This is a genomic window from Corynebacterium sp. P3-F1 (genome assembly GCF_030503635.1).
Taxonomy (GTDB): Bacteria; Actinomycetota; Actinomycetes; order Mycobacteriales; family Mycobacteriaceae; genus Corynebacterium.
This window is the reverse complement of the sequence record NZ_CP129965.1, coordinates 1,595,888-1,622,884: the sequence shown is the minus strand read 5'-3', so window position 1 is coordinate 1,622,884 and position 26,997 is coordinate 1,595,888. Positions and strand designations below refer to the sequence as shown.

The 26,997-nt window shown below is 63.8% G+C and carries 24 protein-coding genes; 3 read left to right on the top strand and 21 right to left on the bottom strand.

Annotated features, from left to right (window positions below; translation table 11 throughout):
• From tsaD to glmS, 8 genes are read right to left on the bottom strand one after another with little or no spacing between them, the layout of a single operon-like run.
• Entirely contained in the window at positions 1-1,053 is a 1,053-nt protein-coding gene (gene tsaD, locus QYQ98_RS07695; RefSeq protein WP_302006281.1) for a tRNA (adenosine(37)-N6)-threonylcarbamoyltransferase complex transferase subunit TsaD, read from the bottom strand.
• A complete protein-coding gene (rimI, locus tag QYQ98_RS07690) occupies positions 1,050-1,583 on the bottom strand; it encodes a ribosomal protein S18-alanine N-acetyltransferase (protein ID WP_302006280.1) in 534 nt (177 codons plus the stop codon). Before rimI ends, tsaD begins: the two co-directional genes overlap by 4 nt.
• The gene (gene tsaB / locus QYQ98_RS07685; RefSeq protein WP_302006279.1) at positions 1,584-2,285 is read right to left on the bottom strand and encodes a tRNA (adenosine(37)-N6)-threonylcarbamoyltransferase complex dimerization subunit type 1 TsaB; all 702 of its coding nucleotides are present in this window, start codon (positions 2,283-2,285) and stop codon (positions 1,584-1,586) included. It lies immediately after the preceding gene.
• Positions 2,282-2,809, bottom strand: coding sequence for a hypothetical protein (locus QYQ98_RS07680; RefSeq protein ID WP_302006278.1), 528 nt, complete (start codon positions 2,807-2,809; stop codon positions 2,282-2,284). Before QYQ98_RS07680 ends, tsaB begins: the two co-directional genes overlap by 4 nt.
• Before the next feature lie 10 nt (positions 2,810-2,819).
• Positions 2,820-3,320 (bottom strand): tRNA (adenosine(37)-N6)-threonylcarbamoyltransferase complex ATPase subunit type 1 TsaE, encoded by a 501-nt coding sequence (gene tsaE, locus QYQ98_RS07675; RefSeq protein WP_302006277.1) that lies wholly within the window; start codon positions 3,318-3,320, stop codon positions 2,820-2,822.
• Complete coding sequence (alr, locus tag QYQ98_RS07670) at positions 3,317-4,453, bottom strand: alanine racemase (protein ID WP_302006276.1); 1,137 nt, start codon at positions 4,451-4,453, stop codon at positions 3,317-3,319. Before alr ends, tsaE begins: the two co-directional genes overlap by 4 nt.
• Before the next feature lie 47 nt (positions 4,454-4,500).
• The gene (locus QYQ98_RS07665) at positions 4,501-5,160 is read right to left on the bottom strand and encodes a hypothetical protein (RefSeq protein ID WP_302006275.1); all 660 of its coding nucleotides are present in this window, start codon (positions 5,158-5,160) and stop codon (positions 4,501-4,503) included.
• A 60-nt stretch (positions 5,161-5,220) separates the two neighbouring features.
• On the bottom strand, positions 5,221-7,092 hold the full coding sequence (gene glmS, locus QYQ98_RS07660) for a glutamine--fructose-6-phosphate transaminase (isomerizing) (protein WP_302006274.1): 1,872 nt from the start codon (positions 7,090-7,092) through the stop codon (positions 5,221-5,223).
• A 200-nt stretch (positions 7,093-7,292) separates the two neighbouring features.
• On the opposite strand from glmS, the gene QYQ98_RS07655 reads away from it, so the two are divergent.
• Positions 7,293-8,144, top strand: a complete 852-nt coding sequence (locus QYQ98_RS07655; protein ID WP_302006273.1) for a dienelactone hydrolase family protein — start codon at positions 7,293-7,295, stop codon at positions 8,142-8,144.
• A gap of 254 nt (positions 8,145-8,398) precedes the next feature.
• Here QYQ98_RS07655 and QYQ98_RS07650 read toward each other — a convergent pair whose 3' ends face one another.
• The 9 genes from QYQ98_RS07650 to eccCa all read right to left on the bottom strand — a co-directional run bounded on the left by QYQ98_RS07650 (position 8,399) and on the right by eccCa (position 18,792).
• Positions 8,399-10,009, bottom strand: a complete 1,611-nt coding sequence (locus tag QYQ98_RS07650; RefSeq protein ID WP_302006272.1) for a hypothetical protein — start codon at positions 10,007-10,009, stop codon at positions 8,399-8,401.
• Positions 10,002-10,355, bottom strand: coding sequence for a hypothetical protein (locus tag QYQ98_RS07645; protein ID WP_302006271.1), 354 nt, complete (start codon positions 10,353-10,355; stop codon positions 10,002-10,004). Before QYQ98_RS07645 ends, QYQ98_RS07650 begins: the two co-directional genes overlap by 8 nt.
• A gap of 60 nt (positions 10,356-10,415) precedes the next feature.
• Positions 10,416-11,759 carry a phosphoglucosamine mutase gene (glmM, locus tag QYQ98_RS07640; protein WP_302006270.1) on the bottom strand — a complete coding sequence of 448 codons (1,344 nt, stop codon included), beginning with the start codon at positions 11,757-11,759 and terminating at the stop codon, positions 10,416-10,418.
• Between the two features lie 123 nt (positions 11,760-11,882).
• Positions 11,883-12,458 carry a 30S ribosomal protein S9 gene (gene rpsI, locus QYQ98_RS07635; protein ID WP_302006269.1) on the bottom strand — a complete coding sequence of 192 codons (576 nt, stop codon included), beginning with the start codon at positions 12,456-12,458 and terminating at the stop codon, positions 11,883-11,885.
• The gene (rplM, locus tag QYQ98_RS07630) at positions 12,458-12,901 is read right to left on the bottom strand and encodes a 50S ribosomal protein L13 (RefSeq protein ID WP_087117192.1); all 444 of its coding nucleotides are present in this window, start codon (positions 12,899-12,901) and stop codon (positions 12,458-12,460) included. Before rplM ends, rpsI begins: the two co-directional genes overlap by 1 nt.
• A 378-nt stretch (positions 12,902-13,279) precedes the next feature.
• Positions 13,280-13,567, bottom strand: coding sequence for a WXG100 family type VII secretion target (locus QYQ98_RS07625; RefSeq protein WP_302006268.1), 288 nt, complete (start codon positions 13,565-13,567; stop codon positions 13,280-13,282).
• An 82-nt stretch (positions 13,568-13,649) separates the two neighbouring features.
• Positions 13,650-13,973, bottom strand: a complete 324-nt coding sequence (locus QYQ98_RS07620) for a WXG100 family type VII secretion target (protein ID WP_302006267.1) — start codon at positions 13,971-13,973, stop codon at positions 13,650-13,652.
• Between the two features lie 134 nt (positions 13,974-14,107).
• Positions 14,108-15,151: a type VII secretion-associated protein gene (locus tag QYQ98_RS07615; RefSeq protein ID WP_302006266.1), complete on the bottom strand. Its 1,044-nt coding sequence runs from the start codon at positions 15,149-15,151 to the stop codon at positions 14,108-14,110.
• Complete coding sequence (gene eccCa, locus QYQ98_RS07610; RefSeq protein WP_302006265.1) at positions 15,148-18,792, bottom strand: type VII secretion protein EccCa; 3,645 nt, start codon at positions 18,790-18,792, stop codon at positions 15,148-15,150. Before eccCa ends, QYQ98_RS07615 begins: the two co-directional genes overlap by 4 nt.
• A 244-nt stretch (positions 18,793-19,036) precedes the next feature.
• Between eccCa and eccD the strand changes: the two genes are divergently transcribed.
• On the top strand, positions 19,037-20,383 hold the full coding sequence (eccD, locus tag QYQ98_RS07605) for a type VII secretion integral membrane protein EccD (protein WP_302006264.1): 1,347 nt from the start codon (positions 19,037-19,039) through the stop codon (positions 20,381-20,383).
• A gap of 89 nt (positions 20,384-20,472) precedes the next feature.
• Positions 20,473-21,642 carry a S8 family serine peptidase gene (locus QYQ98_RS07600; protein ID WP_302006263.1) on the top strand — a complete coding sequence of 390 codons (1,170 nt, stop codon included), beginning with the start codon at positions 20,473-20,475 and terminating at the stop codon, positions 21,640-21,642.
• 7 nt (positions 21,643-21,649) lie between these two features.
• Here QYQ98_RS07600 and eccB read toward each other — a convergent pair whose 3' ends face one another.
• The 4 genes from eccB to rplQ form a co-directional block, all read right to left on the bottom strand.
• Positions 21,650-22,987: a type VII secretion protein EccB gene (eccB, locus tag QYQ98_RS07595; protein ID WP_302006262.1), complete on the bottom strand. Its 1,338-nt coding sequence runs from the start codon at positions 22,985-22,987 to the stop codon at positions 21,650-21,652.
• Positions 22,988-23,051: 64 nt separating this feature from the next.
• Positions 23,052-25,205 (bottom strand): DUF6541 family protein, encoded by a 2,154-nt coding sequence (locus QYQ98_RS07590; RefSeq protein ID WP_302006261.1) that lies wholly within the window; start codon positions 25,203-25,205, stop codon positions 23,052-23,054.
• A 48-nt stretch (positions 25,206-25,253) separates the two neighbouring features.
• Complete coding sequence (truA, locus tag QYQ98_RS07585; RefSeq protein ID WP_302007728.1) at positions 25,254-26,135, bottom strand: tRNA pseudouridine(38-40) synthase TruA; 882 nt, start codon at positions 26,133-26,135, stop codon at positions 25,254-25,256.
• 266 nt (positions 26,136-26,401) lie between these two features.
• Complete coding sequence (gene rplQ / locus QYQ98_RS07580) at positions 26,402-26,968, bottom strand: 50S ribosomal protein L17 (protein ID WP_302006260.1); 567 nt, start codon at positions 26,966-26,968, stop codon at positions 26,402-26,404.
• Positions 26,969-26,997 lie beyond the last annotated feature (29 nt).

The window sequence follows — 26,997 nt, the reverse complement described above, 5'->3', positions numbered from 1 at the left end:
CTACGCCGTGACGAGCGGGATTTCCACATCCAGCGACGTGTCGGTCGGGGTGTCCAAACCGGACGGCTGCGCCCCTTCGTGGATGAGTTGCGCGGCCAAGGCGGCAATCATGACACCGTTGTCCGTGCACAGGGCAAAGCGGGGTACACGCAACTCGATTCCTTTCTCCCCGCACCGCTGGGCAGCCAGCTCCCGCAACCGGGAATTCGCGGCGACACCGCCGCCGAGCAGAAGCGTGCGGGCACCGGTGTCTTCGCAAGCCATGACAGCTTTGGAAGTGAGAACATCCACCACTGCTTCCTGGAATGACGCGCAGACATCCTCAACGCTGATGACGTCTCCACCCCGCTCCGCGGCCTCCACGTAGCGCGCAACTGCCGTCTTCAAGCCGGAGAAAGAGAAATCATAGCGGTGCTCCCCGCGCAGATCCTCTGCACGGGACAGGCCGCGCGGGAAGCGAATGGCCTGCGCATCGCCCTTCTTCGCCAGGGCATCGATCACCGGCCCTCCGGGGTACCCGAGCCCTAGGAGGCGCGAGACTTTGTCGTAGGCCTCGCCGGCGGCGTCATCAAGCGTGCTGCCCAATTCCTTCATGGGCTTGCCCACCGCATCCACCTCGAGGATCTGAGTGTGGCCACCCGAAACGAGCAAGGCCACCGAGTGCGGAAGCTCCTCCCCCCCGTCGAGGTTGGCCACCGCGACGTGCCCGCCCAGGTGGTTGACGCCGTAGAACGGAACCCCCCACGCCGCCGCGTAGGCCTTCGCTGCGGACGCGCCCACGAGCAAAGCGCCAGCCAACCCTGGCCCGACAGTGGCGGCGACCGCATCCGGTTTGTCCACGCCCGCCTGCGCCAGCGCCTTCTCCATCACCTGCGGCATGGCTTCGAGGTGCGCCCGAGAAGCGATCTCCGGGACGACTCCGCCGAAACGCGCGTGCTGCTCCATCGACGAGGCCACGACATCAGCCAGGATCTCCATCTGCCCGTCCGCGGACAGCTCGATGATCCCTACTCCCGTCTCGTCGCACGAGGACTCAATTCCCAGAACAATCATGTGCCGTTCCTTTCTTGCGCACTGTCGCCGCCGCCGTTTCCTTCCCTGTTTCCATCCCGGTTGGTCTCGGCGCGCTCGCTGAGACTGGGCCGCATCATCGTGTACGCGTCCGCCCCCGCCGGCTGGTAGTAGCCCTTCCGCAGACCGATCTCGGTGAAACCGTAACTGGCGTACAGCGCCAACGCGGCGGCGTTGTCGGTGCGCACCTCGAGGAACATTTGTCCGTCATACATGTCGGCAGCGTTGACCAACTGGTCCATGAGCACCCGGCCGACACCCTTGCGCTGGTGCCCGCGGGCGACGGCGATGGTGTGGACCTCGAATTCCGGGTCAGCTGGAGGTCCGAGTTTGGCCAGTCCCGCGTAGCCGACCAGCGCGCCCTCGTCGAAGGCGCCCACGTAAAAGGTGTACGGGTGCGCAAACTCGACGAGGAACACATCCCGGGACCAAGGCGTCTCTCCGGCGAATACCTCCGCCTCAATCGCCGCGGTCGCTTCCGCATCCGCGGCAGTCAATTCGCGCAGTTGCATTTACGCCTTTCCCGCCACATCCGGGATCGCTGGCGACTTCGGCTTCGGCGCGGGCTCTTTCGCATCGGGGCGCCGCAGGTACAGCGGCACCAACGGTTCGGGCTCGGCCGTCAGGTCCGCCACCCCTACGAGACCTGCGGGGCGCGGAGCCACATAAGTTACTGTCGCCGCCGCGACAGCCCCCTCGGCCACAAGCTGGTCGCGGAGGTGATCCGGAACGCTGAGCACGTCAACAAAGCTGGTGTCAGCTTCATCGCCCCCGGGTAAACGCAGCGCGGCCGGCGCCGCAACGCCTGGGCCCGCAATGCGCTGTCCGCCGCGGTACTGCGCCCAATACACCTCGCGGCGGCGTGCATCAGTGACCACGAGGGACGACTCAGCGTCAATCAATGCCGCCACCGCGTCGTGGGTGCACACACCGTGAACGGGAATGCCGAGCGCTTGACCGAAAGCTGAGGCAGTGGCCAAGCCCACGCGCAAGCCGGTGAACGGACCGGGGCCACACCCGACGACGACCGCGCCGAGGCCCCTGAATTCAAGGCCCGCCTCAGCCAGTAGCTCCTGCACCATGGGCACTAGCAGCTCGTTATGGGATCGCGTAGTCACCACGCGCTCCGCAATCTGCGCCGGCTGGCCGCCGCTCACCTCCACCAGACCAGCTACAAGATCGGTGGTGGCTGTGTCGATGGCGAGAACGATCACTGGACACGGACGCCGAAGCGCCAGATGTCGCCGTCCCAGTACACCGGGAAGCCCTGCTCAGTGCTGAAGAACTGGTCGAAGTAGTTGCCGTTGCACAGGTCAATCACGTCGGGCGAAACCGCATCAACGGAATCGACGCCGGCCTGCGGGTCCTTGGCCAGGAGAATGTAGTTGAAGCCGCTTTCCAGGTCGACCTGGTCGGCGACATCGCCGGCCGCCTGCAATTTCGCGTCGATAAGCTCCTTCGGCTCCTCGGAGCACACCGGGACGAACGCCTTGACATCGTCACCGTAGACGTAGCGCAGGTCAATCATCTCGCCCGCAACTGCATCGCTGTTAGACGGTTCCATTCCGTTCAGCGTCTCCTCGAGCGAGCCCGACGCCTGCGCCTCGCTGACGGGGGTGACGCCGGACGCGTTGGAACTCGTCTTCGGCAGCAGGAAGACCATGGCAGCTAGCGCGATGATCCACAGCGCGACGACAATTCCAAACCAACCTTTTTGAGCACCAGTGAGCTTCTGCATGGCCACCACACTACCCCGACGGAGTCCAAGAAATGATCCGGCCCTGTGAATCAGGGTCCTCGCGCACACGCGTTTCACGGTCGAGCCGCACGAGCAAGTAGCGCGCCGCGATCTGTTCAACCAGTCCGCCGCCCCATTCCGCAACAACGACGGAATCCGCGAGCTCTGAGTCGAGGTCGAGCGCATCAAGCTCCCCTAGCGGATCCGCGGCTCCCACCCCGCCGACGCTGTCGAGCAACCGGTACGCGTCCACATGCACGAGCGCCGGACACCCGCTTTCCTGCGGCTTATGCTCCCGCGCGATGATGAATGTAGGGCTGGTCACACGGCCTTTCACACCCATGCCCTGAGCGATCCCCTGCGTCAGCGTGGTTTTTCCCGCGCCGAGCGGACCGTCCAGGATGACCACATCGCCGGCCTCCAGCGCCGCGCCGAGACGTTCCCCGAACGCGCGCGTGTCTTCCGCGGTGTCGCACTCGACGCTTCCCGCATTCACAAACGGCGGTTTCATCGCACCTCACCCTTTCCGCACTTTCGCTTATCGACGTCTCCACTGCTCCCGTACACCCGGCGCACCCGTCCGTGCGGCGCGCAGACCACCTCATAATGAATGGTCCCGGCGCGGTCCGCCAGTTCCGCGGCGCTCATCCCGCCGTCGCCGAAGATCACAGCTTCATCCCCGACTGTGACGTTCTCGGGATTATCGCCCAGCCAGATGATGATCTGGTCCATGCACACCCTGCCCACCTGCGGGTAGCGCGTGCCATCGACGGCGACCTCGAGCGCTCCCTGCCACGACCTCTGCAGTCCGTCGGCGTAGCCCACGGGGACGACCGCGGTCCAGCCGTCCGCCGGCGCGGTCCATGTCAAACCGTAGCTAGCACCCTCGCCCTGTTTGATGCGCTTCACCGCGGTGAGGCGAGCGGCCCAGGTCATGGCGGGGGTGAGCGCGGCAACGTCGATAAGCGGGGCACCCTCGTGCTCTGGCGTGACGGGGTTGAGGCCGTACAACGCGATCCCCGCACGTACCTGGTTGAATACGAGGTCGACGCTGGTGAGTGCGCCCGGGGAATTGGCCAGGTGATTGTGCGCCACGTTCAGCCCGCAGGTCTCCGCTTGGTTGACCGCCCGGATGAACGCTGCGCGCTGCTCGGCGTTGTGGGGATGGTTCGGTTCGTCCGCGCATGCGAGGTGGGACATGAGCCCCACGACGTTGAGCCCCGCCTCCCCGGCCGTTGTGAACGCTCGACCCCAGTCCTCTTCGTCGATTCCCGAACGGTTCATTCCGGTGTCCACCACGAGGTGCAGCGGCGCGCGCACGTCTTTCTCGATGAGCCATTCGAGGTGCTCCAGCCCCGGAACGCCGAGCTCCACCCCCTCCGGGATGGCCTCGCCCGGCTCCCACAGCCATGCGATGACTGGCTTCTCTGTGAGGGACCGCACCTGCTCCGCTTCGTCGAAGGTGGCCACCCCGAAGGCGTCCGCCCCCGCCTCGTCCATAGCTGGAACCACGTGGTCTGCACCGTGGTTGTAGGCATCGGCCTTGACCACGCACACCAGACGAGTCTGCCCCAGCCGCTCTTTGAGCAATCTCGTGTTTCGGGCGATCGCGCCCACATCGATGCGCAGGACAGAAGAACTCATGGGAGACATTGTGCCACTGCCCCTTGACACCGCTATCCCACGGCGGGCTAGAACATGTGGACAGTACCTAGGACGATCAGCAGTAAAGCGACCGCCCATGTCGCGCCGAGCGAGACCTTATCCGAGTTCTCGCGCGCGGCGTTGAACACTCGCCCAGCAGCGCTTTCCGGCGCGCGGCGCACCCACCCCACAGCGAGCGCGCACAAGGTGGGGAGGCTGAGCGCTACGGTGGCGTAGAGCACCAAGAAGGCGTAACGCACCGCAACATCGACCCCGGCGGTGGACAGCACAGCAAGCCCCCCGTAGAAAGGCACCGATGTCGCCGACTGGATAAGGCCGAGCGCAAGACCGACCAGAACTGTCTTGGCCGACGGAGTCTTCAACGGCTCCAAGATCCGGTTGACCAAGCCCGAGTTGTCGCCGCCGCGTAACGCCAGCACACCCGTGGCGATGCCTGTGGCGATCAAGAGAATGCCGAAAATGGGGCCCTCGACGAACCGCTGCACCACATCACCCAAGCCGTCGAAGACGACGAGCATCAAAAACGCCAAAGCAGCCACACCGCACCAGTCGCCCGCGATCAGCAAAGCCGTGGTTCTCGCGTACCGGCCGCTGGCGCGGGGAAGCATGACACCGACAGCGACGATGACACCGATCAACAACAGGTTGATCGAGTCTACGAACGCGAATTGAACAGCATGCAGCATCCGGTGTCCCTACCTGGTTGTGGCGGAGCCCCGCGAGGTCTTAGGGGGCTGTCAGGGGCTTTACTCGACAGTGACCGACTTAGCCAGGTTGCGCGGCTTATCGATGTCCTCGTTACCGCACTGCTCCGCAATGAACGCCGCCAAGAACTGGAGCGGCACCGTGACCAGAAGCGGCTGCATGATCGTTGGTGACTGCGGAATACGCAGCAGCCAGTTCGCATACGGCTCGACAGCGGTATCGCCTTCCTCCGCGATGACGATCGTCTTCGCCCCGCGGGCGCGGATCTCCTGGATGTTGGAGACGATCTTCGAGTGGAGCTGGGACACACCGCGCGGGCTAGGCACAATCACCACGACCGGCAGATCGTCCTCGATCAGAGCGATCGGGCCGTGCTTGAGCTCGCCGGCCGCGAAACCCTCCGCGTGAATGTAAGCAAGTTCCTTGAGCTTCAGGGCACCTTCCAGCGCGATCGGGAACCCGACTCCGCGGCCGAGGAAGAGCATGGTCTGCACCGCGCCAAGGGTTTGCGCGATGTGCTGGCACTCCTCGTGATTGCCCAGGGCCTCCTCGATCTTCTCCGGGATCGCCTCGAGCTCGTTCCAGATCGCTCGAATTTCGTCCGGGTATTTCGTGCCCTTCGCCTGCGCAAGGGCCAGACCGACGATGTAGTTCGCAGCTACCTGCGCAAGGAACGCTTTTGTGGAGGCGACACCGATCTCCGGGCCAGCATGGGTGTAGAGCACCGCGTCAGATTCTCTCGGAATCTGGGAACCGTTGGTGTTGCAGACCGCAAGCACCTTCGCGCCTTGAATCTTGGCGTGCCGGACCGCCTCCAGCGTGTCGGCCGTCTCCCCCGACTGGGAGATCGCCAGCACCAGAGTTCGCTCATCCAGAACCGGGTCGCGGTAACGGAACTCGGACGCCACCTCGATCTGCACCGGGATGCGCACCCAATGCTCGATGGCGTACTTCGCCGCCAAGCCCGAGTGGTAAGCGGAACCGCAGGCAACCACAAAAACTTGGTCGAAAGCCTTCAGCTCGTTCTCCGAAATGGAGTTCTCGTCCAAAACAATACGTCGGCCGTCCCAGTGGCCGGCGAGGGTGTCGCGCACAGCAGCAGGCTGCTCGTAGATCTCCTTCATCATGAAAGAGCTGAAGCCGCCCTTTTCCGCAGCTTCCAGGTCCCAGTCGATCGTGAACGGCTTTCCCGCGCCCGGAGTGCCGTCAAAATTCAGCACCTTGTAATCATCTGCAGTGATGACCACCACCGAATCGGACTCGAGCTCGACCGCATTCTTTGTGTACTCGATGAACGCCGCGACGTCGGACCCGAGGAACATCTCGTTTTCGCCCACGCCCACCATCAGCGGAGTGGAACGCCGGGCGGCGATGATCGTATCCGGGTGATCAGCGTGGACGAACAGCACGGTGAATGCACCCTCGAGGCGATCGAGCACCTTCAAAGCCGATGCCTCAAAATCACCGCGGGTAGAACCGTCATCCTCGCCGTTGTAGGCGCGCGCCACGAGATGCGCCGCCACCTCAGAATCCGTGTCGGAAGCCATCTCGATGCCTTCGCGCTCAAGTTCATCGCGAAGCGGCGCGAAGTTCTCGATGATTCCGTTGTGCACGATCGCCGCACGGCCGTCATACGAAAGGTGCGGGTGCGCGTTCTCATCCGTCGGACGGCCGTGGGTGGCCCAACGTGTGTGGCCGATAGCGGTGGAGCCGCTCAACGCGCCCTCGCCAAGCTCTGCGATCTTGTCCTCGAGGTTCTGCAACTTGCCGGCACGTTTAGCCACGTTGAGGTCTCCCCCACCCGCCACGGTGATACCCGCTGAGTCGTATCCGCGGTACTCCATCCGGCGAAGGGCCTCCAACGCAATCGGCAGCCCCTGCTGCTTACCTACGTATCCCACGATTCCACACATGCGGACAAGGATAATGCATGGAACAAATCATCCCCCGACCCACTGCAGCTAACCGGAGTCAACGGGTCATTGCGCGGATGAATCGACATGCCGCCCCGCCAGCACCACCCCGGTGCCTCGCCAACTCGCGCTGGTCTTCTGTGCGCCCGTCAGCGCTGATCTGCCGCATCACGCCCCTTCCATGAAGTATCCTGATTCACGTGTCTGCGAAGTTGAAGAAGCTCAGCGATCTGTCCAAGCGTGGCCCGCACCGGGTCATGGAAGGCGACCTCGGTTACACCGGTCTGCCCGGCAAGGTTTACGTTCCCGCCGACGGGACCGCAGTTCCCGGCGTCGCTTTCGGCCACGATTGGATGAAGAGTGCCGAGGATTACAAGAAGACCCTGCGCCATCTGGCAAGCTGGGGCATCGCTGTGGCCGCTCCCGACACCGAACGTGGTTTCAACCCGAACCACTCTGGCTTCGCCGCCGATCTGGAGACTGCGCTGCAGATCCTCGCCGGCGTGAAACTCGGCAACGGCAACACCACCGTCTCCCCCGGCAAGCTCGGCGTTATCGGCCACGGCATGGGCGGGGGTTGCGCCGTGCTCACCAGCGTCAACAACGAGAAGGTCAAGGCTGTCGCTTCAATCTACCCTGCCGCGGTTGCGCCGTCTGCCAACGACGCTGCCCGCACTCTGTTCCTCCCCGGCCTGATTATCGGCCCGGATGAGGACGCGGATGCCATCTTCGATCCGGGTAACCCGGCTCGGCTTGCCTACAACTGGTCCGGCCCCGTCGCTTACCGGGCGGTGAAAGACGGAAACCAAAAAGCGTTCAGCGAGGATAATTTCAAGAAATTCTTGCTTGGCCAGGGCCGTTCGAAGAACAGCGTCCAGGAGACGGTCCGTGGTCTGATCACCGGTTTCCTGCTTCACCAGCTCAACGGCGATAAGACCTACTCTGCTTATTCCGAAATGGATGCAGAGGGCAAAAGCATGGAGTCGATCTTTGGCAAAGAGCTCGCCGACCGGGCCGATTTTGCCCGCTCGGATGCGAAAGGCTTCTTTTAGCCTTCACTAGTTTCGCGGCTGTTCCGTCGGCCCCTCTCTCCGGAGCACTCCTTGCACACGCCCGTGTCTGACACCGCGGTACGTTCCGCGAGGTGTCTGCGCTGGCGGTTTTTGGATGTTCATTTCCTTTGCCAGCGCTTGCTGGCGAGCTGCCTGTTCCATTTGCCGCTGGCTTTCCTTGAGCGTTCTTTCGAATTCGACCATTCGCCGCGCCGTGCGCTCTTTGAATTGCTCCGCGAATTGCTGGAAATCCATCACCATCCCCCTGTCTTCCGTGCCCGGTGTTGCTCATCCTGCTGCTTCGGTTGTTGATGCTCCGCTGAAGGCTCTGACGGCGCTGGCTGTTCCTGCGCCGGGGTGGGCTCCGGTTCCGGGACTGCCTCCGCACCGCCGACTCCCATCGGAGCCACCAACCCCTTCTTCGGCGGTGGCGGCGGCTCCTTGACTTCAGCCAACTCCGGCGGCGGGGCGATCGTGCCCTCTGGACACTCCGGCTCGGGCTGAGCGACTGGTTCCGGTTTCGGCTCGGGCTCTGGACACTCGGGCTCCGGGTTTTTCACTGGCTCCGGTTCAGGCTGTGGCCACTCCGGCGTCACTGCGGCAGGCTCCACTGGTTCGGCGGGTTCCGCGGGCACGTTAGGTTCAACCGGGCACTCGATCTGCGACAAACACTCGGCGACGGACTGGCCGAAGGCTTCGATTCCGGCGATTACTTGAGCCACGACGCATTTTCCCGCAGGCCCGACGGGCGGTACCGCTGGTGGGGCTGGAACTGCCGGAGGCGGACAATTCGTCGGCGTCGTCGGCGCAGACGGGGCCGGTGTAGTCTCCGTGACCGCTGGAATAACTGGTGGCGGGCAACCGAGGTTTGCGTCGACGGTGATGTTGACGTTCAATCCGGTGCCGGTAGCTGCAGGGACCGTGGTCTGGGTCGGTGGGATGGGTGTGGTCGATGTCGCAGGCGGCGCAGATTCAACCGCTGGGGTTGAGGCCGGAGCCGGGACCGGGCTTGGCGGGCACTCAGGCACCGGCTGGGGCTGCGGCACGGGTGTGGGAGCCTGTGCTGGTGCAGGGGCCGGTGCGGGCGCCGGGGGCTGCGCATCGTGTGCTGGTGTCGTTGGGCCGGGCTCTGGTGCAGGCGCTGGCTTGGGTGCTTCTTGCGCAGGCGGGCGTGCAGGTGGGGCCGGTGGGCACTTCTCCGCGGGCGTGTACTGCTTCGGCGCGGGCGGCTGGGTCTCGCCGGCTGCGTCGCACAGTTGTTGAAGCCCCTCGAAACATTCGCCGATTGTTTTGTTGCGGTCGTCGACGGTGTCCTCGATGGAGAGCAAACCATCGCAGATCGGACCCAGTGCAGCCGAACCTAGCTGAAGTAGAGGGCTGTTCTTCGAAGCGGTGATGATGCCGAGGATCACATCGATGATGTCCTGGCATCCGCGGTCGGCTGTCTCGTCGATCTCTTTGACGGAATCCGCGCACTCGCACGAACGACCGTGAAGATCGTCCAAGGTGTCAGAATGTTCGCTCTGTTCCTTGTCCAGTTTCGCTTCATGGTCTGCGATGCCGATACTGCCCAGCCAATCGGCCGCCCCCGAGATCAGGTCAGCCAACAAAGGTAAGCCAGCGAGAACCCCGAGAATGCCCGGGCCGGTCACGCGGCGGACGGGAGAAGAGCTAGCAGACGGGTTCAACGACCCGACCTGCGCTGGCAAAGCGGACATGTTCATGCCGTTCGTTTTGTCTATCTTCGCGGAGATTGTCAGAACCTTCTCCCCCACGAACGACGCATCCGTGGCAGTCACACCCGGCAGCACAGCCACCTCGCGGGCGATCTCCCCGAGACCTTCCTTCAGCTTCGTGTTAGACATGGCGGCTCAACCCCACAGCAGTGTCATGGTCCACCATGTCCACGTCCGCAGCGAGGCGAAGCATGTCCTCGAACTGGCCGACGCGTGCCTGGAGCCGCCCCACTGTCTGTTCGTGGACGCGTCCCACCGCCGCGGCGATATGTCCGCCCCGCTCGGCAAAACCCTCCCCGAAGATAGCGTGGTCAATATCCGGCTTATCGTTTTGGAGTTGGTTGATCACCTCGTTGTAATGGGTGATTCTCGAATTCAACTGCGCCCGGAATTCCTCCGGATCGACGTACACATGGTCGGCCACGGTCGTCACTTCCCCCGCATGATCGAAGCCGCAAAAAGCGGCAGCCTTCATCTTCCATAGACTTAGACTGCCGCTGGCCCCCGTCCGGTTCCCTAACGGGGCATGATTTTTCTAGACCGCGGCGACCACCGCAGCCAAACGGCCAGCCACCTTGCGGGCATGCTCTTTTTCAGCGGCCTCGACCATAACGCGGAAGAGCTCCTCAGTCCCCGAAGGGCGCAGCAGAACGCGGCCGTGGACGCCCAGCTCGTCCTCGGCATGTGCAATGGCGTCTTTCACTTCTTGTGCATCCAGGATGAGGGACTTGTCCGACACTGGGACATTGATGAGGACCTGCGGCAGGACGGTCATCACGGACGCGAGTTCTTTGAGGGACTTGCCTGTCTCGGCCATACGCTCCATGATGAGCAGACCCGACAGAGTTCCGTCACCGGTGGTTGCACGCGACGGGACCACGATGTGTCCAGACTGCTCGCCACCGAGCGAGTACTCACCCGCGTTCAATTCTTCGAGGACGTACCGATCGCCCACCTTGGTTTCGCGGACATCAATGCCCTCCCGTTGCATGGCGAGCTTCAAGCCGAGGTTACTCATCACAGTCGCCACCAGCGTATTTTCGCGTAACGACGACTTCTCTTTCATCCCCAGCGCCAATATCGCCATGATCTGGTCACCGTCGACCACATTTCCCTCCGCGTCGACGGCCAGGCAACGGTCAGCATCGCCGTCGTGCGCCAACCCCACATCCGCACCGTGTTCCACGACTGCTTTCTGAATCTGGTCGATGTGAGTGGAACCCGCGTTGTCGTTGATGTTGTAAGCATTCGGCTCGTTGAAGATGGGCACGACCTCGGCACCAGCCGCGGCATACGCGGCGGGGGCGATTTTCGACGCAGCGCCGTTGGCACAATCCACCACGACCTTGATGCCGCTCAGCGGCACCGTGACAGATTTTGCGAGGTGATCCAGATAACGCACGTGGGCATCCGAGGACTCCTCAATGATGCGGCCGATTCCTGTGCCGGTCGGACCGCCCTCCTCGAGGCTCGCCATCGCCTGCTCGATCTCGTCCTCCACGGCGTCGGCAAGCTTCTTGCCTCCCGCACTGAAAAACTTGATGCCATTATCCGGCATCGGGTTGTGCGACGCTGAAATCATCACTCCGATATCGGCACCGTAATCGTCGGTGAGATAAGCGAGACCAGGAGTGGGGATCACTCCCACTCGAAGTACATCCACGCCTTTCGACGCCATCCCGGCCGCCATCGCCGCGGCGAGCATCTCTCCCGACACACGCGGGTCGCGCCCGATGATCGCGGTGGGCCTCCGCTGCTCCGAACGCTTATTCTGCGTCAGCACCGTCGCTGCCGCCTGCCCTAGCTTCAGGGCCAGCGGTGCCGTCAGAGCCTCATTGGCAAGTCCACGCACTCCGTCAGTTCCAAAGAGTCGAGTCATGAAAAACAATTATGCCGTAACCGGTGTTTTCTCTGAGAGAGGGTGGCCATCCCGAAAAGCGGAAAGCCGCCGCACCCCAGACAACGGGGAGCGACGGCAAAACCGTGTCGCTGGAGCGACTCTTTAACGCTTGGAGTACTGCGGTGCGCGACGGGCCTTGTGCAAACCAGCCTTCTTGCGCTCCACTGCACGAGCGTCACGGGTGAGGTAACCGGCCTTCTTCAAGGTCGGGCGCTCAGCCGGGTTGTAGACGTTCAGTGCGCGGGCGATAGCCAAGCGGAGAGCACCGGCCTGGCCGGTCGGGCCGCCGCCGCCGATGTTCGCCTTGATGTCAAACTGGCCTTCGCGCTCGAGCAGCGTCAGCGGGGACAGGATGTCCTTCTGGTGCAGCTTGTTCGGGAAGTATTCCTCGAACTCGCGGCCGTTGACCGTGATCTTGCCCTCGCCCTCGACGACGGTCACGCGTGCAATGGCGCGCTTGCGGCGACCGACAGTCTGGATCGGGCCCTCGTGGTAGGCGGGAGCCTCGACGGCATCGTCGTTCGCGTCATCCTCGGTCGCAACAGCGTCACCGATGGTGTAGTTGAACTCCTCGGTAGCGGCCGTAGCTGCGTCGATGTCGGTCTGGGTAGCCTCGACGCCCTCGGTCAGCTCTGCGGTGTTCGTGGTCTCTTCGGAGATGTTGTTCGGCTCGGTCATTACTGCGCCACCTGCTTAAACTCGAAGTTCTCGGGCTTCTGCGACTCGTGCGGGTGCTCGGAGCCGGTGTAAACGTGAAGCTTCTTAATGGACTGACGGGAGAGGCGGTTGTGCGGCATCATGCCCTTCACAGCCTCTTCGATCACGCGGTCCGGACGCTCGTCGAGAGCGCGGCCCAGCGTGATGGACTTCAGGCCACCCGGGTAGCCGGAGTGGCGGTAGCGCATCTCGCGGTCGCGCTTGTTGGACGAAATGTGGACTTTGTCGGCGTTGATGACAATGACGTGGTCGCCGGTGTCGGCGTTCGGCGCGTACTGTGGCTTGTGCTTGCCGCGCAGCAGATCTGCGACGGTGGAAGCGAGCTTGCCCAGCACCACGTCGGTAGCGTCGACGACGTACCACTTGCGGGTAATGTCACCGCTCTTCGGGTGGTAGGTAGACATGTATGACTCCTTGAAGTCTTTATCTAGAGGCTGCCGGCCATGGCGCGTTCGACCTTTCCCTCCCCTGTTCCGGCGGCCGGTAGAGACCCGGTGGGGCGGCCCGGAAGAACTTCCCGTGTTAAACGGGGTTGAGCGTTCTAGCGGTAGGAAAAACACACAGGACATTTACTTTAGAGCACTTCCTGTTCAGACACCAAAACGCCGCCGCGGCACCTTTTGCGCGTTTCGCGCTCGGTTACCTCGGCGGCGTGGAGTTCGGAAGCGCTCGCCAGCCCCAGGCGGCGCTAACCGGTGGGGCGTGGGCCAACTCCGCGTCTGCCCCCGGGATGCGGGTATGTGGTCAAATCAGGCCCACGCGATTGTGTGTCGCGCCAGTTCTTACCCCCAGCTGTTGGCGGCTGCGATGTTGACAGCCTGCATCCGGTTGTTGCCCTCATCGACTGCGCGGCCGATCGTAGTGAGGATTTCGTTGAGCTCCTGCGCTGCGGTGTCCCACTTCAACTGGTGTTCTTGGTAGCGCTGCGCTGCCTCACCTTCCCACGTGGCAACCATCGGCTTGATCTGCGCCTTCAGGTCTTCCAACTGGGCGCCGATGTTGCGGGACGAGGTCTCGATGTCGGCTGCGGCTTCTGCCAGAGAGCCGAATCCGTACTTGATCACTGTCACGGTGTTCTCCCCTTGAGCTTGATGTGAATGAGTGTGTTTGGTGGTGCGGTTTTTCGCTGCTGCAGTAGTGCGGTTGTACGGCTTAGAGCGCCAACCCGCCCGCCGGCGCGATGTTGGCGAAAGCGTCGGAATTGGACGCGTCGACGTCCTCGAAGTTCGAGGCGTTGCTGCGGATATTCGTGGCGATGTCCGCCAGAGCCTCGCTGAGACGGTGCTCCGCGTCGTCAAAGCGAGCCATCAGCCCGTCAAAGCTTGCCTGGGCAGTCCCCTGCCAGTAGTCGCGGGTGGATTGCGCGACATCTTGCAAGCGGTTGAGTTCGGCGTTGACCGAGTCGTTGGTGCTGTCTACGTTGTTCGCCGCGTTGCGCATAACGTCGGCTTCTGTACGGAACTGAGCGTTGCTCATGTTTCCTCCCCCGATGATCGTGTGTGTAAAGAAGTGGACGGGGCACGAGGCGTGAGCCGTTCGTGGCCTTCCACCTTTATTGGACTGTTCTTCACCCGCACCGGTTCCCTCTCCCCCGAATCTTTTTCGGGGTTCTATTCAGGCGGAGTGAAGCGGGCAGAGTCGTTGGCCATGGTGCATGTAGCCGACTGAACGGTGGTAGGTTCCTTTCGGGTGTGGCAACCAATGGATAGCTGCACGTCGCGGTCTGTCCACGTGCTCCACTGCGCGCGAGAACCGTCGGGCAGGTCGTGCGCGTAACGCACGTTTTCATCGCCGCTGTCAATGAGGCGCAACTCGGGATCGGCCTCGATGTCCGCCAATACCTGCCGCATGACCGCGTCCGGAGCTACCCCGTAGAGAGGATCCACCGCCAGTTGAAGCCGAAAATCCGGGTCGGGTCCTGTTGCGCGCCACATGTTCCCGTCCGGTTCTAAGTGGAAGCCGACAGGAAGTTCAACACTCAACCCGTTCTGCTCGAGCGTGACGTTCTCGGGCGCGGGCTGTTCCGGCTCTAGCCCCGGCTGTTCCGGTACGTGAGAGGGAGAGCGCGAACCGTGGGCTTCCAATGGCGTGGTCTGCGAAGGCTGCTCCGCTGCGTCGTGCACGTCGTTGCTGACGCCCCGGCCGGCGACAACCCAGATGGCCACCCCGCACACCGCGGCAACGAGCACCACCACCCCGGCAAGCAGGTAGCTGACGGAACCGAGGCGCCCCGTACGCCGGGTCTCCACCGCTGGCCGGCGCACAGGAATGTGGTTGATTTCCTCCCACTCACTCGTCGCCGGATGCGTTCGGGCAACGGTTTCACGCGATGGGGCGCCAGCCTCTTCCCCGTCCCCTTGACCGCTGCTGGAGGGGTCTTCGCAGGTCAGATCGATACCGTAATCCCCAAACGCGTGGATGATCCGCTGCTGGGTTTCCGCGTCCGCCACGAGGTGCACCGTTGCCTGCTGCGGGTCGTCCCCGAGCACACCTCGAACAAAGGAGACGATCTCGCTCGCGGAAGGCTGGTCGTAGCGGTGAACATTGGACAGTCCGGAAAATACCGTCGCGTCTTCGTCGATCGTGATGGTGAGTAAGGCGTCGAAGCCCTCTCGGGAATCAATTTCCCGGCCGGCGGCATACGCGGTGATCATCGGGTTTCCTCCCGGTTAGGCGATGGCGTGTGGACGTGAGTGGGGGTTTGCGTGCTGTGTGCGATGTGGATGAGTCCGAGCTGCTCGTTGTCGCGGACGAAGATGCCCCGGCCGGGCCGCAAGGTCAGTGGGCGTACCCCGAAGAGCGCACCTTCTTCCTTTGTGCCGGACATGATCACCACATCTGGAAGCTGATCCTTCAGCGCGCTCAGGAAGACTCCGAGCAAGGCCCGACCGGTGCCGCCGAATTTGCGTGCGGCGATAATGTGCAGCCCGACGTCCTGGGCATGCGGGATCAAAGGCAGGAGCGGGCGAAGATGTTCGTCGTCAACGAGTTCGAGATCGTCGATGACCACGTAGATATCCGGACCGGCCCACCAGTTGCGTGCGGCCAGCTGTTCGGCGGTGACGTCGGGGCCGGGCAAGCGGCTGGTCAAGGTAGCCGCGGTATCTGAGAGAGCAGTTTTCGCGGAATCGGCCGAGCCACCATAGGCGGCCACCATCGGATGGTCCGCTGAGCTCAAATGCGTGCGCCGCGGGTCGATGATCACAATGCGGGCCTGTTCACGCGGCATACGTGATAGTTCAGAAATAACCGTGCTGATGAGAGTCGATTTACCCGCTCCAGATGCGCCGATGGCCAGCAGATGTTGGCGGTCGAATGTGACCGGATCAATATCGCGTCCGCCGATGCCGAGCAGAACCCGGCTGCGCCGCTCTTCCGGCACAACTAGATCATCGGCGGCAATGCTGTCTGGCAGGACCTTCAACGCCGGAACTGGTGTCTGACCGGCTGCTTGGGCCGCGATGTGCGCAATGTCTTCTTTCGCGGTCGCGGCGATGAGCATGCTCTTGCCGCCGGCGATGATGCCTCGGCCCGGTGCGGACGGCAGTTTCTCCTGCACTTTCCGCCCCAGCAACGAGTCCATCGGCTCCGTGAGCTTCAGTTCCAGGCGGGTGCCAATGAGATCGCGGACGTTCGGCCGGATAGAGTTCCACCGCTGAGTCGTGACAATGAGGTGCACCCCGGCCGCTGGCCCCTCAGCCGCGATCGTCGTCAGCGCATCTTTGAGATCCTCCAGCTTCGAGTCGGGCGCGGTCAGCGCGTGCCAGCCGTCGACGACCAGTACGGTCCGCGCGGGAGACGCACGCCGCTTATCGACGATCCCCAGCACCTCATCCACCACCCTTCTCACCCTCTCTTCGTCGCTACGCGCCGCCACTCCCGCGACATGCGGCAGGGACTCGAGCACTCCCGAATCGCCGCCGCCGGCATCAATGACGTAGAAACCGAGCTGATCGGTGGAGTGCGTTGCAGCAAGTGACGCGACGATCGTCCGCACCGCCATCGATTTGCCGGTCTGCGGCCCGCCCGCCAGAGCCACGTGCCCGCCGGCTGCACCGAGGTCGATGAGGAGGGGATGCTGGCCCTGGTGATACGGGTCGTCGATAAGCCCGATGCTCGCCTTCAGCTCCCCTGCGACCTCGCACACGGCGGGCAGGTCCACCTGGGCTGGAAGCGGCGGAAGCCAGACGGTGTGCGCCTGCTGCCCGCGTGCTGCCGCTGTCTCCTTCGCGGCGCTCACGATTTCCGCGAGCAACGTGGTGCTCGGGTCGGGAATGCTCGCCGCCGCTGGTTCGTCGACGTCGTCCCACCCCTCGAACAGACGCACTTGCTGTGTGTCACCCGGGCTGCGCGTGTCCACCGGCCTCATCAACGGCCCCGAAACATACGACGCTTTAAAACGCGTCAGCTCCGTCGACGCTGTCCTGATATAGCCCACGCCGGGATCGGCGGGCAACTCGTACGCATCAGGCACACCGAGAACCTGGCGGGACTCCACCGCGGAAAAAGTACGTAAACCGATCCGGTACGACAAGTGGGAGTCGAGACCGCGCAATTTCCCCTCCTCCAATCGCTGCGATGCGAGGAGCAGGTGCACGCCCAGCGACCTACCCAATCGGCCGACCGCCACAAACAAATCCGCGAAATTCGGATACTGGCCGAGCAGCTCAGAGAATTCATCGACAACGATGAGCAGCGACGGCAGCGGATCCAGATCCGGGCGCGTGCTCGTGCGTGCGTCGTTGTACTCGGTGACGTTGGCGAAATTGCCCGCCGCCCGCAACAACTCCTGGCGGCGGTTCATCTCTCCCGAAATGGCGTCGTACATGCGCTCCACCAGAATCGCTTCGTCCTCGAGGTTCGTGATCACTGCGGAGGTGTGCGGCAACCCCTGGCACCCCAAGAACGTCGCGCCGCCTTTGAAGTCGACGAGAACTAGGTTGAGCTCGTCCGGCGAATGCGTCGCGGCGAGCGCGACAACGAGCGTGCGCAAGAGCTCCGACTTGCCCGATCCTGTCGCCCCGATGCACAGCCCGTGCGGGCCCATACCGCCGTGCGCGGATTCCTTCAGATCCAAATAGACGGCAGCGCCGTCGGGATCGGTGCCGATCGGGACGGTGAGCCGCTGGCGGCTGTTGTCCCGCCCCGGCCACATGGTGGGACCGGGAAGGTGCTCAATGTCCTCTATCCCCAACAAATCAAGCAAGCCACCCCCACGGGCATTGGCGGCGGTGTGAGCGGGTCTGCGGTAAAACGCCAGATTGCGGAAGATGTATTCGGCTGCTCCCGCTCTGAACTCATCGGCCGTGCCAAGACGCTCCACCCCGGACGTGGTCACAGCATCAATTGCCTCCCCGCAGGTCAAATGCAGCGCTTCTTCGTGCACAAACGTGTCTGCCTCGTCACTGACCGTAATGAGGCAATCATGGTCGCTGTACGTCATCGCCTCCGGAGTGCCCGCGTCCACGACCGCGACGACGAAATCAGCCCGCGAGGGAGTGCGCGTGTGCGGCAGCCACTTCGCGGATTCAAGGCCAGCCGCATTGATGTCGAGTCCCACTGTTTCCGGCCCGTGAAAAAACGCCAACTGCGCCACGATCGATCGCGCGATGTCGCGTGCCCCCGAGCCCGCCAGAGTGAGCAGAGGAAACGCCTCGAGCTGGATCACAATGGGCATGCGCGGCACCACGCTCACCGCGGCGACGGTGCGGCGCAGACTCACAGCGCACACCGGATCGAGATCCTCCGGGGAGCCCGGATCAGCCACCTCAACAGGTGTGCACAAAGATGACTTTCCCGTCCCCACACGCACCTCGAACGCCCGCGCATGCTCCGCAGCGCGCTCCCACACGCGCTCTGCGCCGACAGCATTCACCAGATGTTCCGGGTGCGGGTGAAAGAACTCCACGTGTTCGCGCTGCTGCACCGCATTGGACCGGGCGCGCTCAGCCAAGGCGTCCAAATGACGCAGATACACCCGACGCGATTCGTCGATATCACCAGCCTTCTCAGGCGGGTTGAGGGTGGTCAGCAGACCCATGATCATCATCAGCGGAAATAACATCATCAGCGGACTGATGCCGCGCCCACTCAAAGCGAAAATGGCCACCATTGCGCCGATTGCCGCAACCATCACCACGGGCATGATGATGCGGATCAGCGGTTCCGGCGACTTCCGCACCGCCTGCGGCACACTTTCCGCGTCCAATTTCCCCGTGGGCAGCGGCGGCGCCTCATCCGCTACGGTCCCTGCGGCGGCAGGTGCCTGAATCGGGTCGTTGTCGAGCCCCAGCATGGAAAATTCCCCCCTCTAGTCACGTTCCCTGCACGGTCCGCCAACACGACAGCTGACAAGACAAAAGCCCCCCGGCTTTCCTGCCTCTCCCCGTGCGGCAGTGGTGCCGGTTTTGAAGCATAGGCAAGAACAGCGGGTCGCGGGAGTAGAAAACGGTGCTGAGGGCAGCGTTGTCCACTGAAGTAGACATTCGCGGCTCCCGTCGCACCGGTGGAGAATGCACACTGGCATCACAACAGCCGTTATGAATCTGGGGGGAATCATGGTCGCTGCGTCGACCCGCCATGTTGTCAGGGTGTCCGTGCGCATCAGCGCGGCGCCGTTCTACCGTTCCGTCGACGTGAGTTTGCCAACGACGTCCACGTTCAGCGACGTCCTGCCCGAACTGGCGCGGTTGATCGAGCTGCCGGAAACCGGTCGTCCGTGGGAATTCGCCACCGCGGCAGGAGCGCCGTTAGACCCGCATGTTCCGCTGCACAACATGCGGCTTCGGGACGGCCAGGTGCTCTCGTTGCGTCCCCTGGAACCGGTGGATCCGCCGGTTGTACGCGATGCGGCGGAGTCCCTTGCCGCCACGGCTGCAAAATCGGCGCAATCCGGCATCGATGTCGCTGCGACATTGGCGGGGACGTCAGCGGCTGGGCTGCTCACTGCGGCACTGGCAGGGCCACTCGCCGGAACAGCCGTGGCAGCGCTCATCCTGCTCGTCGTGGGCGCGGCTGCCCGGTCACGCGTCGTTTTCCCTGCCGGAGCGGTGAGCTCCGGTGCTGTGTGTGGGGCGTGGGTGGCTGGCCCAAGCTCCGAAGCCGGACCGGCTGCAACTGATCTCGCCTTTGGCACGATTACCGGTGCTGTCGTCGCGGTGGCATTGGCGGGCGGCGGTGCAGTGCTGGGTCTTTCTGGGCCGCGCGTCACCTCAGCAATCGCCACCGGTGCTGTTGTTCTATTCACCGGTGCCCTCGCCGTGTGGATGCCCGTTCCGACGGCGCCGGCGGCGGCTGTTGTGCTGGCAGGCATCGCCGGAGTGATGTTAACGCCGTCCGTGGCCACGCGTGCCGCTGGTCTGCGCATTCCGCGTGTGCCCACTGCGGGTCAGGAATTCGGCATTGCGGACGATTACCAGGAGGACGTGGACGAGCGGTCTGCGGCGGCACGCGCCGTCACAGCCGGTATCAGCATAGCTGTCGCTGTGTGCACGGTGCCCGCCCTCGTGGCGCTCGCACGAACGGGCGGCGGATGGGTATTCGCCCTGTGTATGTGCACAAGCGGGGCACTGCTCATCCACGCCGCGCGCCACCACGACACGGCCCCGCGGCTCAGCCTTGGAAGCACAGCTGTGATCGCGCTGACCTGTGGAATCGCCGCCATCGCGGCCAGCGCCCGAACGGGAAACGCGCACCCAGCGTTATTGATCGTAGCTGGGATCGCCGCGCTCGCCGCAGCCACCGCAGTCTTGTGGGCCTCACACGTGCCGGACCTCGAGCCGACCACCCTGGTGTGGCTCGAGCGCGCTGAAGCCGCCGCGATCATCGCTGTGATCCCGCTCGCCGTGAAACTCACCGGCATCTTCGATCTGATCCGGGGGCTCTAAACATGCGCAGCACGCCATTCCGCCTGTCGACACAACTGGCCTCCCTCCCTATCCTCATCCCTGCCCTCGTCCCTACTCTTCTTCCTCTCTTGTGCTTCCCATCAGCTGCTCACGCCCAAGACGTAGCGTGCGCTGTCGGAGCTCCCACGGGGGATGCCGATCCGGAGCCTGAGAACACCGCCGAGGCAGCAGAGCTTCGGGGACTCGCAACTGGAGCCGGGGTGAAAGTCGCGGTGATCGACACCGGTGTCACCCGGCACCCCCAACTTGACCAGCTGGTCGGAGGCGCCGATTTTGTCACGCCAGACGCACCGGAACCCTTCAAGGACTGCGACGCACACGGCACCGTCGTCGCCGGCATCATCGCGGGAGCTGACGCGGGCATCGCTCCTGATGCGGAGATCATGTCCATCCGGCAGTCGTCCGGCCACTACCGCTCGTCGTCCTCCATGCCACAAGGTGGCGGGGAAACACCGGGTGCCGGAGACTTGGAGACCCTCACCCGGTCGATCCACAACGCTCTGGACGAGAAGGCGGGAATTATCAACATCTCCGTGGTGTCGTGTGTTGAACCGGCTCTAGCACCGCGCGTGGACACCCGGGGCATCGAAGGGGCACTCCAGCGCGCCGAACGTGACGGAGCCGTAGTCGTGGCAGCAGCCGGCAATGTCTCGCACGAGTGCCCGGCCGGCTCGACGGTGTATCCTGCCCACTTCGCCACAGTTCTCACCGTCGGCGCGAGATCCGATTCGCACACCATCGCAGACTATTCCCTACCTGTGCCCGAAGGAAAAGGTCTAGTCACTGCGCCAGGAACGATCGGCAGGGCACTCGCGCCGAGCGCACCGGGGTGGTCTGCGGGCAAGGCCGGTGAGCGCGGCGTTGTCGAGCCGTTCACCGGGACGAGCTTCGCCGCTCCGGTGGTCAGCGGCACCGCCGCCCTGCTGCGCCAACGCTATCCACATGCGTCCCCGGCGCAGATCCGGGGAATGATCGTCGCGTCCGCGGAACCGCACGGCGGCGCCGTCGACCCGCTGCGTGCTGTCACCTACCTCGAACGGGAACTTTCCGCCAGCCCAGACCCGCTGCGGGTTGTTCCGGTGGAGACCGTTGCGTCGGCAGCGCCTGCACGCGGCGGTTTTGCAGTCGCTTGTGTCGTTCTCGCCGCCGTGATCGCGTTCGCTGCGGGAGCGCTCCACTCCGCCTTCCGCAACGCCCGTCGTTCGCAGCCGAACCCCGTCGTACGCCCGGGGCAGTAAGTCGCAGTTAGTACGTCGCGGTCAGCGCTGCGTCGCGGGTGAGTTCCGGCCCTTCCGGAAGGAGACTGATGATGCTCCATGGAGCGCTGTCCACCCGGGCAGCGCCGACAATGTTGAGGGTCTCCTTTTCTTCTGCCACGTGGCGCTGACCCGAGGCGGACACCACGTGGTAGCCCGAACCGGTGTCCACTCCGACGGCGCCCGCGGCAAGACCGGCAAAATGCGTGGCCGGGCTATCACCGGACAATTCCACCGCGCCTGTAGTGAGTGCGCCTGACCCCGCATTCACGACTGCAACTGCGCCGGTCTCGTTGACACAAACCGCCTTTCCGTCTGGCTCGACCCACTCCGGTGCCTCCTCCGGGATATTGATGTCCAGGGGAACCTGCGCATCCGGATAGGCCGCGATCTCGGAAGGTGAGGTGGTGGACGTGGGAGCTGCGGTGTCGATCAACACCTGCTTCTGCAGCGGGGTAACCGGTTGAATACCACCATGCTGCGTCACCGCCCAGGCGTCACCGGATCCCTCGGTAAGAAGGAGACGCGGCAGCGGATCCGGCACGCTGACCGGCGGCAGTTCCCTTATCGCGGAGAGAACTGGGGCGCTGACCTGGGCGCGTGCAACGCTCGCATCCACACCCAGCGCACGGCGGATGATTCGGCCCCGGGCATTGTCTGCTGGCGGCAATTTCGCGCGGCCGTGCTGAGTCAATAGCCACTCGTCCTCTCCCTGCGCTACGACGAGAGCCCGCCCCTGCCCAAGTTCCGCCAGAGGCTCTCCTGCGATGACAGTGACGCGCTCCTTCCCGTCCTGGCACGCCGACCACGCCACATCCTTCGCATCGCCCGGGGCGAACATCGCAGGTGCAGTGTCAATGCCCAACGGAACTCCGCGGGGCATCTCCGCCAACCTCTCCTCACCGACGCGCTGCGCGTCCTCCGGGCTGCCCGCGATCAAACGAGCCGAGGTCAGATTCGTCACCGGGTGGACCGTCTCGCCGACCCTCACGTACATCGCCCCATCGCCGGCACGCAGAATCGCAGCTGCACCCGGATCCGGATTCGGCCGGAGCCATGCAAACAGACCCGACCCTGCCGCGATCAATGCGACCGCCACTACACCGAAGATCGCGGACCGCCGGCGCGCCGCCAACGGGTCGTGGATCATCCGGATATCGCCGTAGATGAGACCGTGCTCCACCCGCCGCCGCATGAAGCGGTGCCCCGACACCTGCGAACGTGTTGTGGGCAAAAGCCGCCGCGCAGCCGTCGTCTCCTCCGGTGCGGTGTGAATGTGTTGAGCCACGTGGCCGACCCCCCCGTCGATAAGCAATGGCGTACTCACGCCACGCTAAGCGCGACTGACGGGCCCCTCAACCGGCGATTGCGCACCACAGTGCGCATTCGGCCTACTCGTCGGCGATCAATGTCTCCGACACGGGGCGCAACTCCGGCAGCTGCGTGGACTCGCCGTTGTCCACGGCATCGCGCTGGAGTTCTGCGAGCTCGTCCTCGGTGAACTGCTCGTTCACGGCGAAGATAGTCACTAGACCTCGCTGGTAGACGGGGGTGACACCGGGAGTGGTCCAGAGTGCTTTATCCACCTGCCAATTCTTCGGGCCCGCCCAGAAGGTGTTTCCGGAGGAGACAATGAAGCGCACCCCGAGGTCTTCGGCGGCTTTATCCGCGGGTGTAGATCTGCCAGGGCGGCCGCGCTCTCCGGCGCCGAGCTGACCGGAACGGTCCGTGAGAATCGCCGAATCAGTACCCAGACCACCCGAAGGCCACAGGTAGTGGCGGGCGACGGTGGGGACTCCATAAATGCCGTAGGCCCAGGAATAACCGTCGGTGGACTCACCCATGACCAAGCCCTCCTTCGCCTCCGGCCGGGACGCGAGCCATGCGTAAGCCTTTAACTGGTCGTCGTCGACCATGCGGTCATCCATACGGGAAGCAGTGAAGGACGACTCAGCCCCGTCCGCTGCGACTGTGGAGGCCCACGCGCCGATCCCCCACCCAGCGAGCGCGGCCAGCGCGGCGGAAACAACGGAGGAACCCCATATCCACGGGCGGGTGCCGTACCGCGCAGCGACGGGAGCCAGCGCGATCACCCGAATGATCACTGCCACACCGATTGCCGCGGCAGCCACCACAGTCAACGCCACGACCGTAATGATGCGGTGCGCCGAGTTATAGTGCGGTGCCACCAACAGGCTCAACAGAGGTTCCCACATGCCTTCGAAGGGATGCAGAGCATGCGCTGTGGCGGTGACCGTGATCCCGTAGAAAGCCGGTGCCCACACCTGGCCGCGCCACACGATCATTGCCAGTGCACCGAAACCGGCGAGCCACAGCAGCACAGTCGGATCGAAATCGGGGAAGAACTCGTCGACGTGGCGGGTGCTCATCATGAACGCTTTCTCCCACGCCTCGGCCAGCGTGTCGTCTTCGCGAGCGTTCCAGGCGTTCACTTCCTCCGCCTGCGTTCGCCCAGCCAGAAGTTGCGGAAGGAACGCGACAGTGGCACCCAACGCCGGAATGGCCAACCACAGCACGTCCCCCACCCGGGAACGGTCCGGCCGCCACAGCAGGTAAGTCAGCCAGTACAGCAGCACTGCGAGCACCACCACCAGCACCGCAGACGGGTGCACCTGCATCATCCCCAAGAACGCGAACAGCGTGGGCAGCGCCAGCACCCGGTACCGGGGAACGTGCATGAACAGCGCAATGACCAACCCCGACAGACCAATAGACACGATATACGGCCGCATGCCCACGTAGTCCGGGATCCACACCAACACCGGCGAGGCGTACACCGCAATCCCCGCCAGCCCGGCGGCGATCTCAGCGACCATACCGTGGCCGCGCGCAATCGCCCACGCAAGACCAGCAGCGCCAGCGGTCAGCGCAAGGCTCGGCAGAACTATCGACGCCACATTCACCGCCTCCACCGGCTCCAATCCCCCCGCCTGCGCGAAAAGGGCTGTCGCGGCGTGAAGAGCCGACGGATAGAACAAATCGACGTGCGTTTCTGGGCTCTGCAGCTCGCCCATCCGGGTGGGTGAAGCGATGCCCTCCTCGATGATGAAGCGAACGGCGTTCACGTGCCATTGAATGTCCCAGCCCTGCACAATGTTATTCAGCTGGCCCGGCACTTTCGACTGCAGCTCGAGCTGTTTCGCGATGAGCATCCACGTCCCGACAGCCACTCCGGCGCCCGGCAGCACCCACGACGGGTCGGCGATGCTCCCGCGCCGCCAGTCCCCCGGCCACAACGCGCGGAGCCACGTGTCCGCTCCGCGGCGTTTGGCACGTCGCGCGAAGGCGTAGCGCCACCCTCCGGCCACGCACAACATGAGCAGCGAGAAGACGATGAAAGAGGGCCACCCGAAACCGATCCCCATTGCACCGTACATCCAGCTACCCAGGCCCACGATGCCGAATGTGGCGGGCAGCGCCGCTGCAGCGGCAGCAGGCAGCTTCGCCCCCGCCACCCAGGAGAAGATCAATCCCGGCAACGTGAACACAGCGATGGCCAACCAAACGGCACCGACTGCGTCCATGTGTCCTACCTCCGAGGAGATCGATCGGGCAATTCCTGCCCCAGCAGTCTATTCCGTCGGATGCCCAGTTACGGTGTGCACCTCCGAAGCATCCCGCCGCTGCGCCGTGTGGGCCGCGCGAACTGCGAGTTCACTATCCTCCGGATAGTCCACACCCATCAGGGTCAGCCCATGCGCGGGAGCCAGACGCACTTTAGGCGAGCGTTCCCGTTCCCCCAACAGTCCCACGGCCCAGTCCGCATCCCGCTTGCCCGAGCCCACGTCAAGGCTCGTGGACACCAGCGCGCGGACCATGTGCCAGCAAAAAGCGTCGGCCACGATGACCGCCTCATACAATTCCGGTTCCTCGGCCGTGGACACGTCACACCATTCAAACGCCTTGATCTCCCGGATCGTCGTTGCGAATGGCCGCGCTTTACAAAAGGCCGCGAAGTCGTGCAGCCCCACTAGCGTGTTCGCGAACTCTTGCACGGCATCAAGCTCCACTTTTTTCGGCCACACGGCGGTGTCTCGCACACGCGTGGGCAGCGCACCCCCAGCCGCCGTTGTCACCCGGTAACGGTAGGTGCGCGTCAAAGCGGAGAACCTCGCGTCAAAACCCGGGGGCGCGAACGCGACAGCAGAAACGCGCACGTCGGGTTCAAGTATTTTCGCTAATCGACGCACCAACCTACCCGGATCCCCCTCAATCGAACGCTGATCCAACGCCGCCGCCGGAATGTCCGCGTGCGCCACCTGGCCCGACGCATGCACGCCAGCATCCGTTCGCCCGGCGACCGTTAATTCCACCGGGTACCGCAGGATTAGGCACAGAGCGTCCTCGAGCTCCCCCTGCACGGTCCGCAGCTCTTCCCCACCCGCCGGTTTCTGCCGCGCCCAGCCGTGAAAATCGGTTCCGTCATACGCGACATCGAAACGCAGCCGGACCATGTCTCCCGCGCTCCCTGAGCTCCCCGCCCCCTCTGCAGCCGAGCCAGCCGAGCCCGCTTCACCGGAATCCGTACCCATGCCCCAAGAATAAATGGTGCCACTAGATGTGTCTGAAACGCCTCCGGAAACCTGCAGGTCACATGTTTCGCATATGACCTATGTGCTTCCAACTTCACCACGCATCTAGTGGGGTCCGCTGCAATGAACAGAAAAACACCCGCTCCCCGGGAAGGGAACGGGCGTTTTACGCTAAAGGCTGGAAGTTCTTACTTCTCGTCTTCGGCGGTTTCCTGGACCTCGGGAGCCTCAGCAGTGTCGTCGGCGACGGCGGAGTCGTTGGACTCGGCATCAACCGGAGCTTCGGTCTCAGCCGGGGTAGCCTCGACCTTCTCCTCGGCCTCCGCAGCCTCAGCCTCAGCGGCCTTCTGCTGGGACGCAGCAGCGCGGGCAGCGCGGGTCGCCTCGGAAGTCACGGTCTCCTCGAGAACGAGGGAGATGTTGGCCATCGGCGCGTTGTCGCCCTTACGGTTCTCGACCTTGATGGTACGGGTGTAGCCACCTGCACGGTTCTCGAATTTCGGAGCGAGCTCGTTGAACAGGTACGAAACGACATCCTTGTTCGGGATGTCCTTAGCCACTGCGCGGCGGTCGGCGACCGAACCGGACTTAGCCTTGGTGATCAGCTTCTCTGCGTACGGACGCAGCACCTTGGCCTTGGCCTCGGTGGTGGTGATGGCGCCGTTCACGAACAGTTGGCTGGCCAGGTTAGACAGAATGTGCTTCTGGTGGCTAGCCGAACCGCCGAGACGCGGGCCCTTCTTCGGGGTAGGCATTGTTTACTCCTCGTGTTGTTTCGCGGACT

Bases quoted from the DNA above. Each gene is read 5' to 3' on its own strand.
- tsaD (WP_302006281.1), bottom strand. From the start codon at position 1,053: ATGATTGTTCTGGGAATTGAGTCCTCGTGCGACGAGACGGGAGTAGGG.
- rimI (WP_302006280.1), bottom strand. From the start codon at position 1,583: ATGCAACTGCGCGAATTGACTGCCGCGGATGCGGAAGCGACCGCGGCG.
- QYQ98_RS07680 (WP_302006278.1), bottom strand. From the start codon at position 2,809: ATGCAGAAGCTCACTGGTGCTCAAAAAGGTTGGTTTGGAATTGTCGTC.
- tsaE (WP_302006277.1), bottom strand. From the start codon at position 3,320: ATGAAACCGCCGTTTGTGAATGCGGGAAGCGTCGAGTGCGACACCGCG.
- alr (WP_302006276.1), bottom strand. From the start codon at position 4,453: ATGAGTTCTTCTGTCCTGCGCATCGATGTGGGCGCGATCGCCCGAAAC.
- QYQ98_RS07665 (WP_302006275.1), bottom strand. From the start codon at position 5,160: ATGCTGCATGCTGTTCAATTCGCGTTCGTAGACTCGATCAACCTGTTG.
- glmS (WP_302006274.1), bottom strand. From the start codon at position 7,092: ATGTGTGGAATCGTGGGATACGTAGGTAAGCAGCAGGGGCTGCCGATT.
- QYQ98_RS07650 (WP_302006272.1), bottom strand. From the start codon at position 10,009: ATGTCTAACACGAAGCTGAAGGAAGGTCTCGGGGAGATCGCCCGCGAG.
- QYQ98_RS07645 (WP_302006271.1), bottom strand. From the start codon at position 10,355: ATGAAGGCTGCCGCTTTTTGCGGCTTCGATCATGCGGGGGAAGTGACG.
- glmM (WP_302006270.1), bottom strand. From the start codon at position 11,759: ATGACTCGACTCTTTGGAACTGACGGAGTGCGTGGACTTGCCAATGAG.
- rpsI (WP_302006269.1), bottom strand. From the start codon at position 12,458: ATGACCGAGCCGAACAACATCTCCGAAGAGACCACGAACACCGCAGAG.
- rplM (WP_087117192.1), bottom strand. From the start codon at position 12,901: ATGTCTACCTACCACCCGAAGAGCGGTGACATTACCCGCAAGTGGTAC.
- QYQ98_RS07620 (WP_302006267.1), bottom strand. From the start codon at position 13,973: ATGAGCAACGCTCAGTTCCGTACAGAAGCCGACGTTATGCGCAACGCG.
- QYQ98_RS07615 (WP_302006266.1), bottom strand. From the start codon at position 15,151: ATGATCACCGCGTATGCCGCCGGCCGGGAAATTGATTCCCGAGAGGGC.
- eccCa (WP_302006265.1), bottom strand. From the start codon at position 18,792: ATGCTGGGGCTCGACAACGACCCGATTCAGGCACCTGCCGCCGCAGGG.
- eccD (WP_302006264.1), top strand. From the start codon at position 19,037: ATGAATCTGGGGGGAATCATGGTCGCTGCGTCGACCCGCCATGTTGTC.
- QYQ98_RS07590 (WP_302006261.1), bottom strand. From the start codon at position 25,205: ATGGACGCAGTCGGTGCCGTTTGGTTGGCCATCGCTGTGTTCACGTTG.
- truA (WP_302007728.1), bottom strand. From the start codon at position 26,135: ATGGTCCGGCTGCGTTTCGATGTCGCGTATGACGGAACCGATTTTCAC.
- rplQ (WP_302006260.1), bottom strand. From the start codon at position 26,968: ATGCCTACCCCGAAGAAGGGCCCGCGTCTCGGCGGTTCGGCTAGCCAC.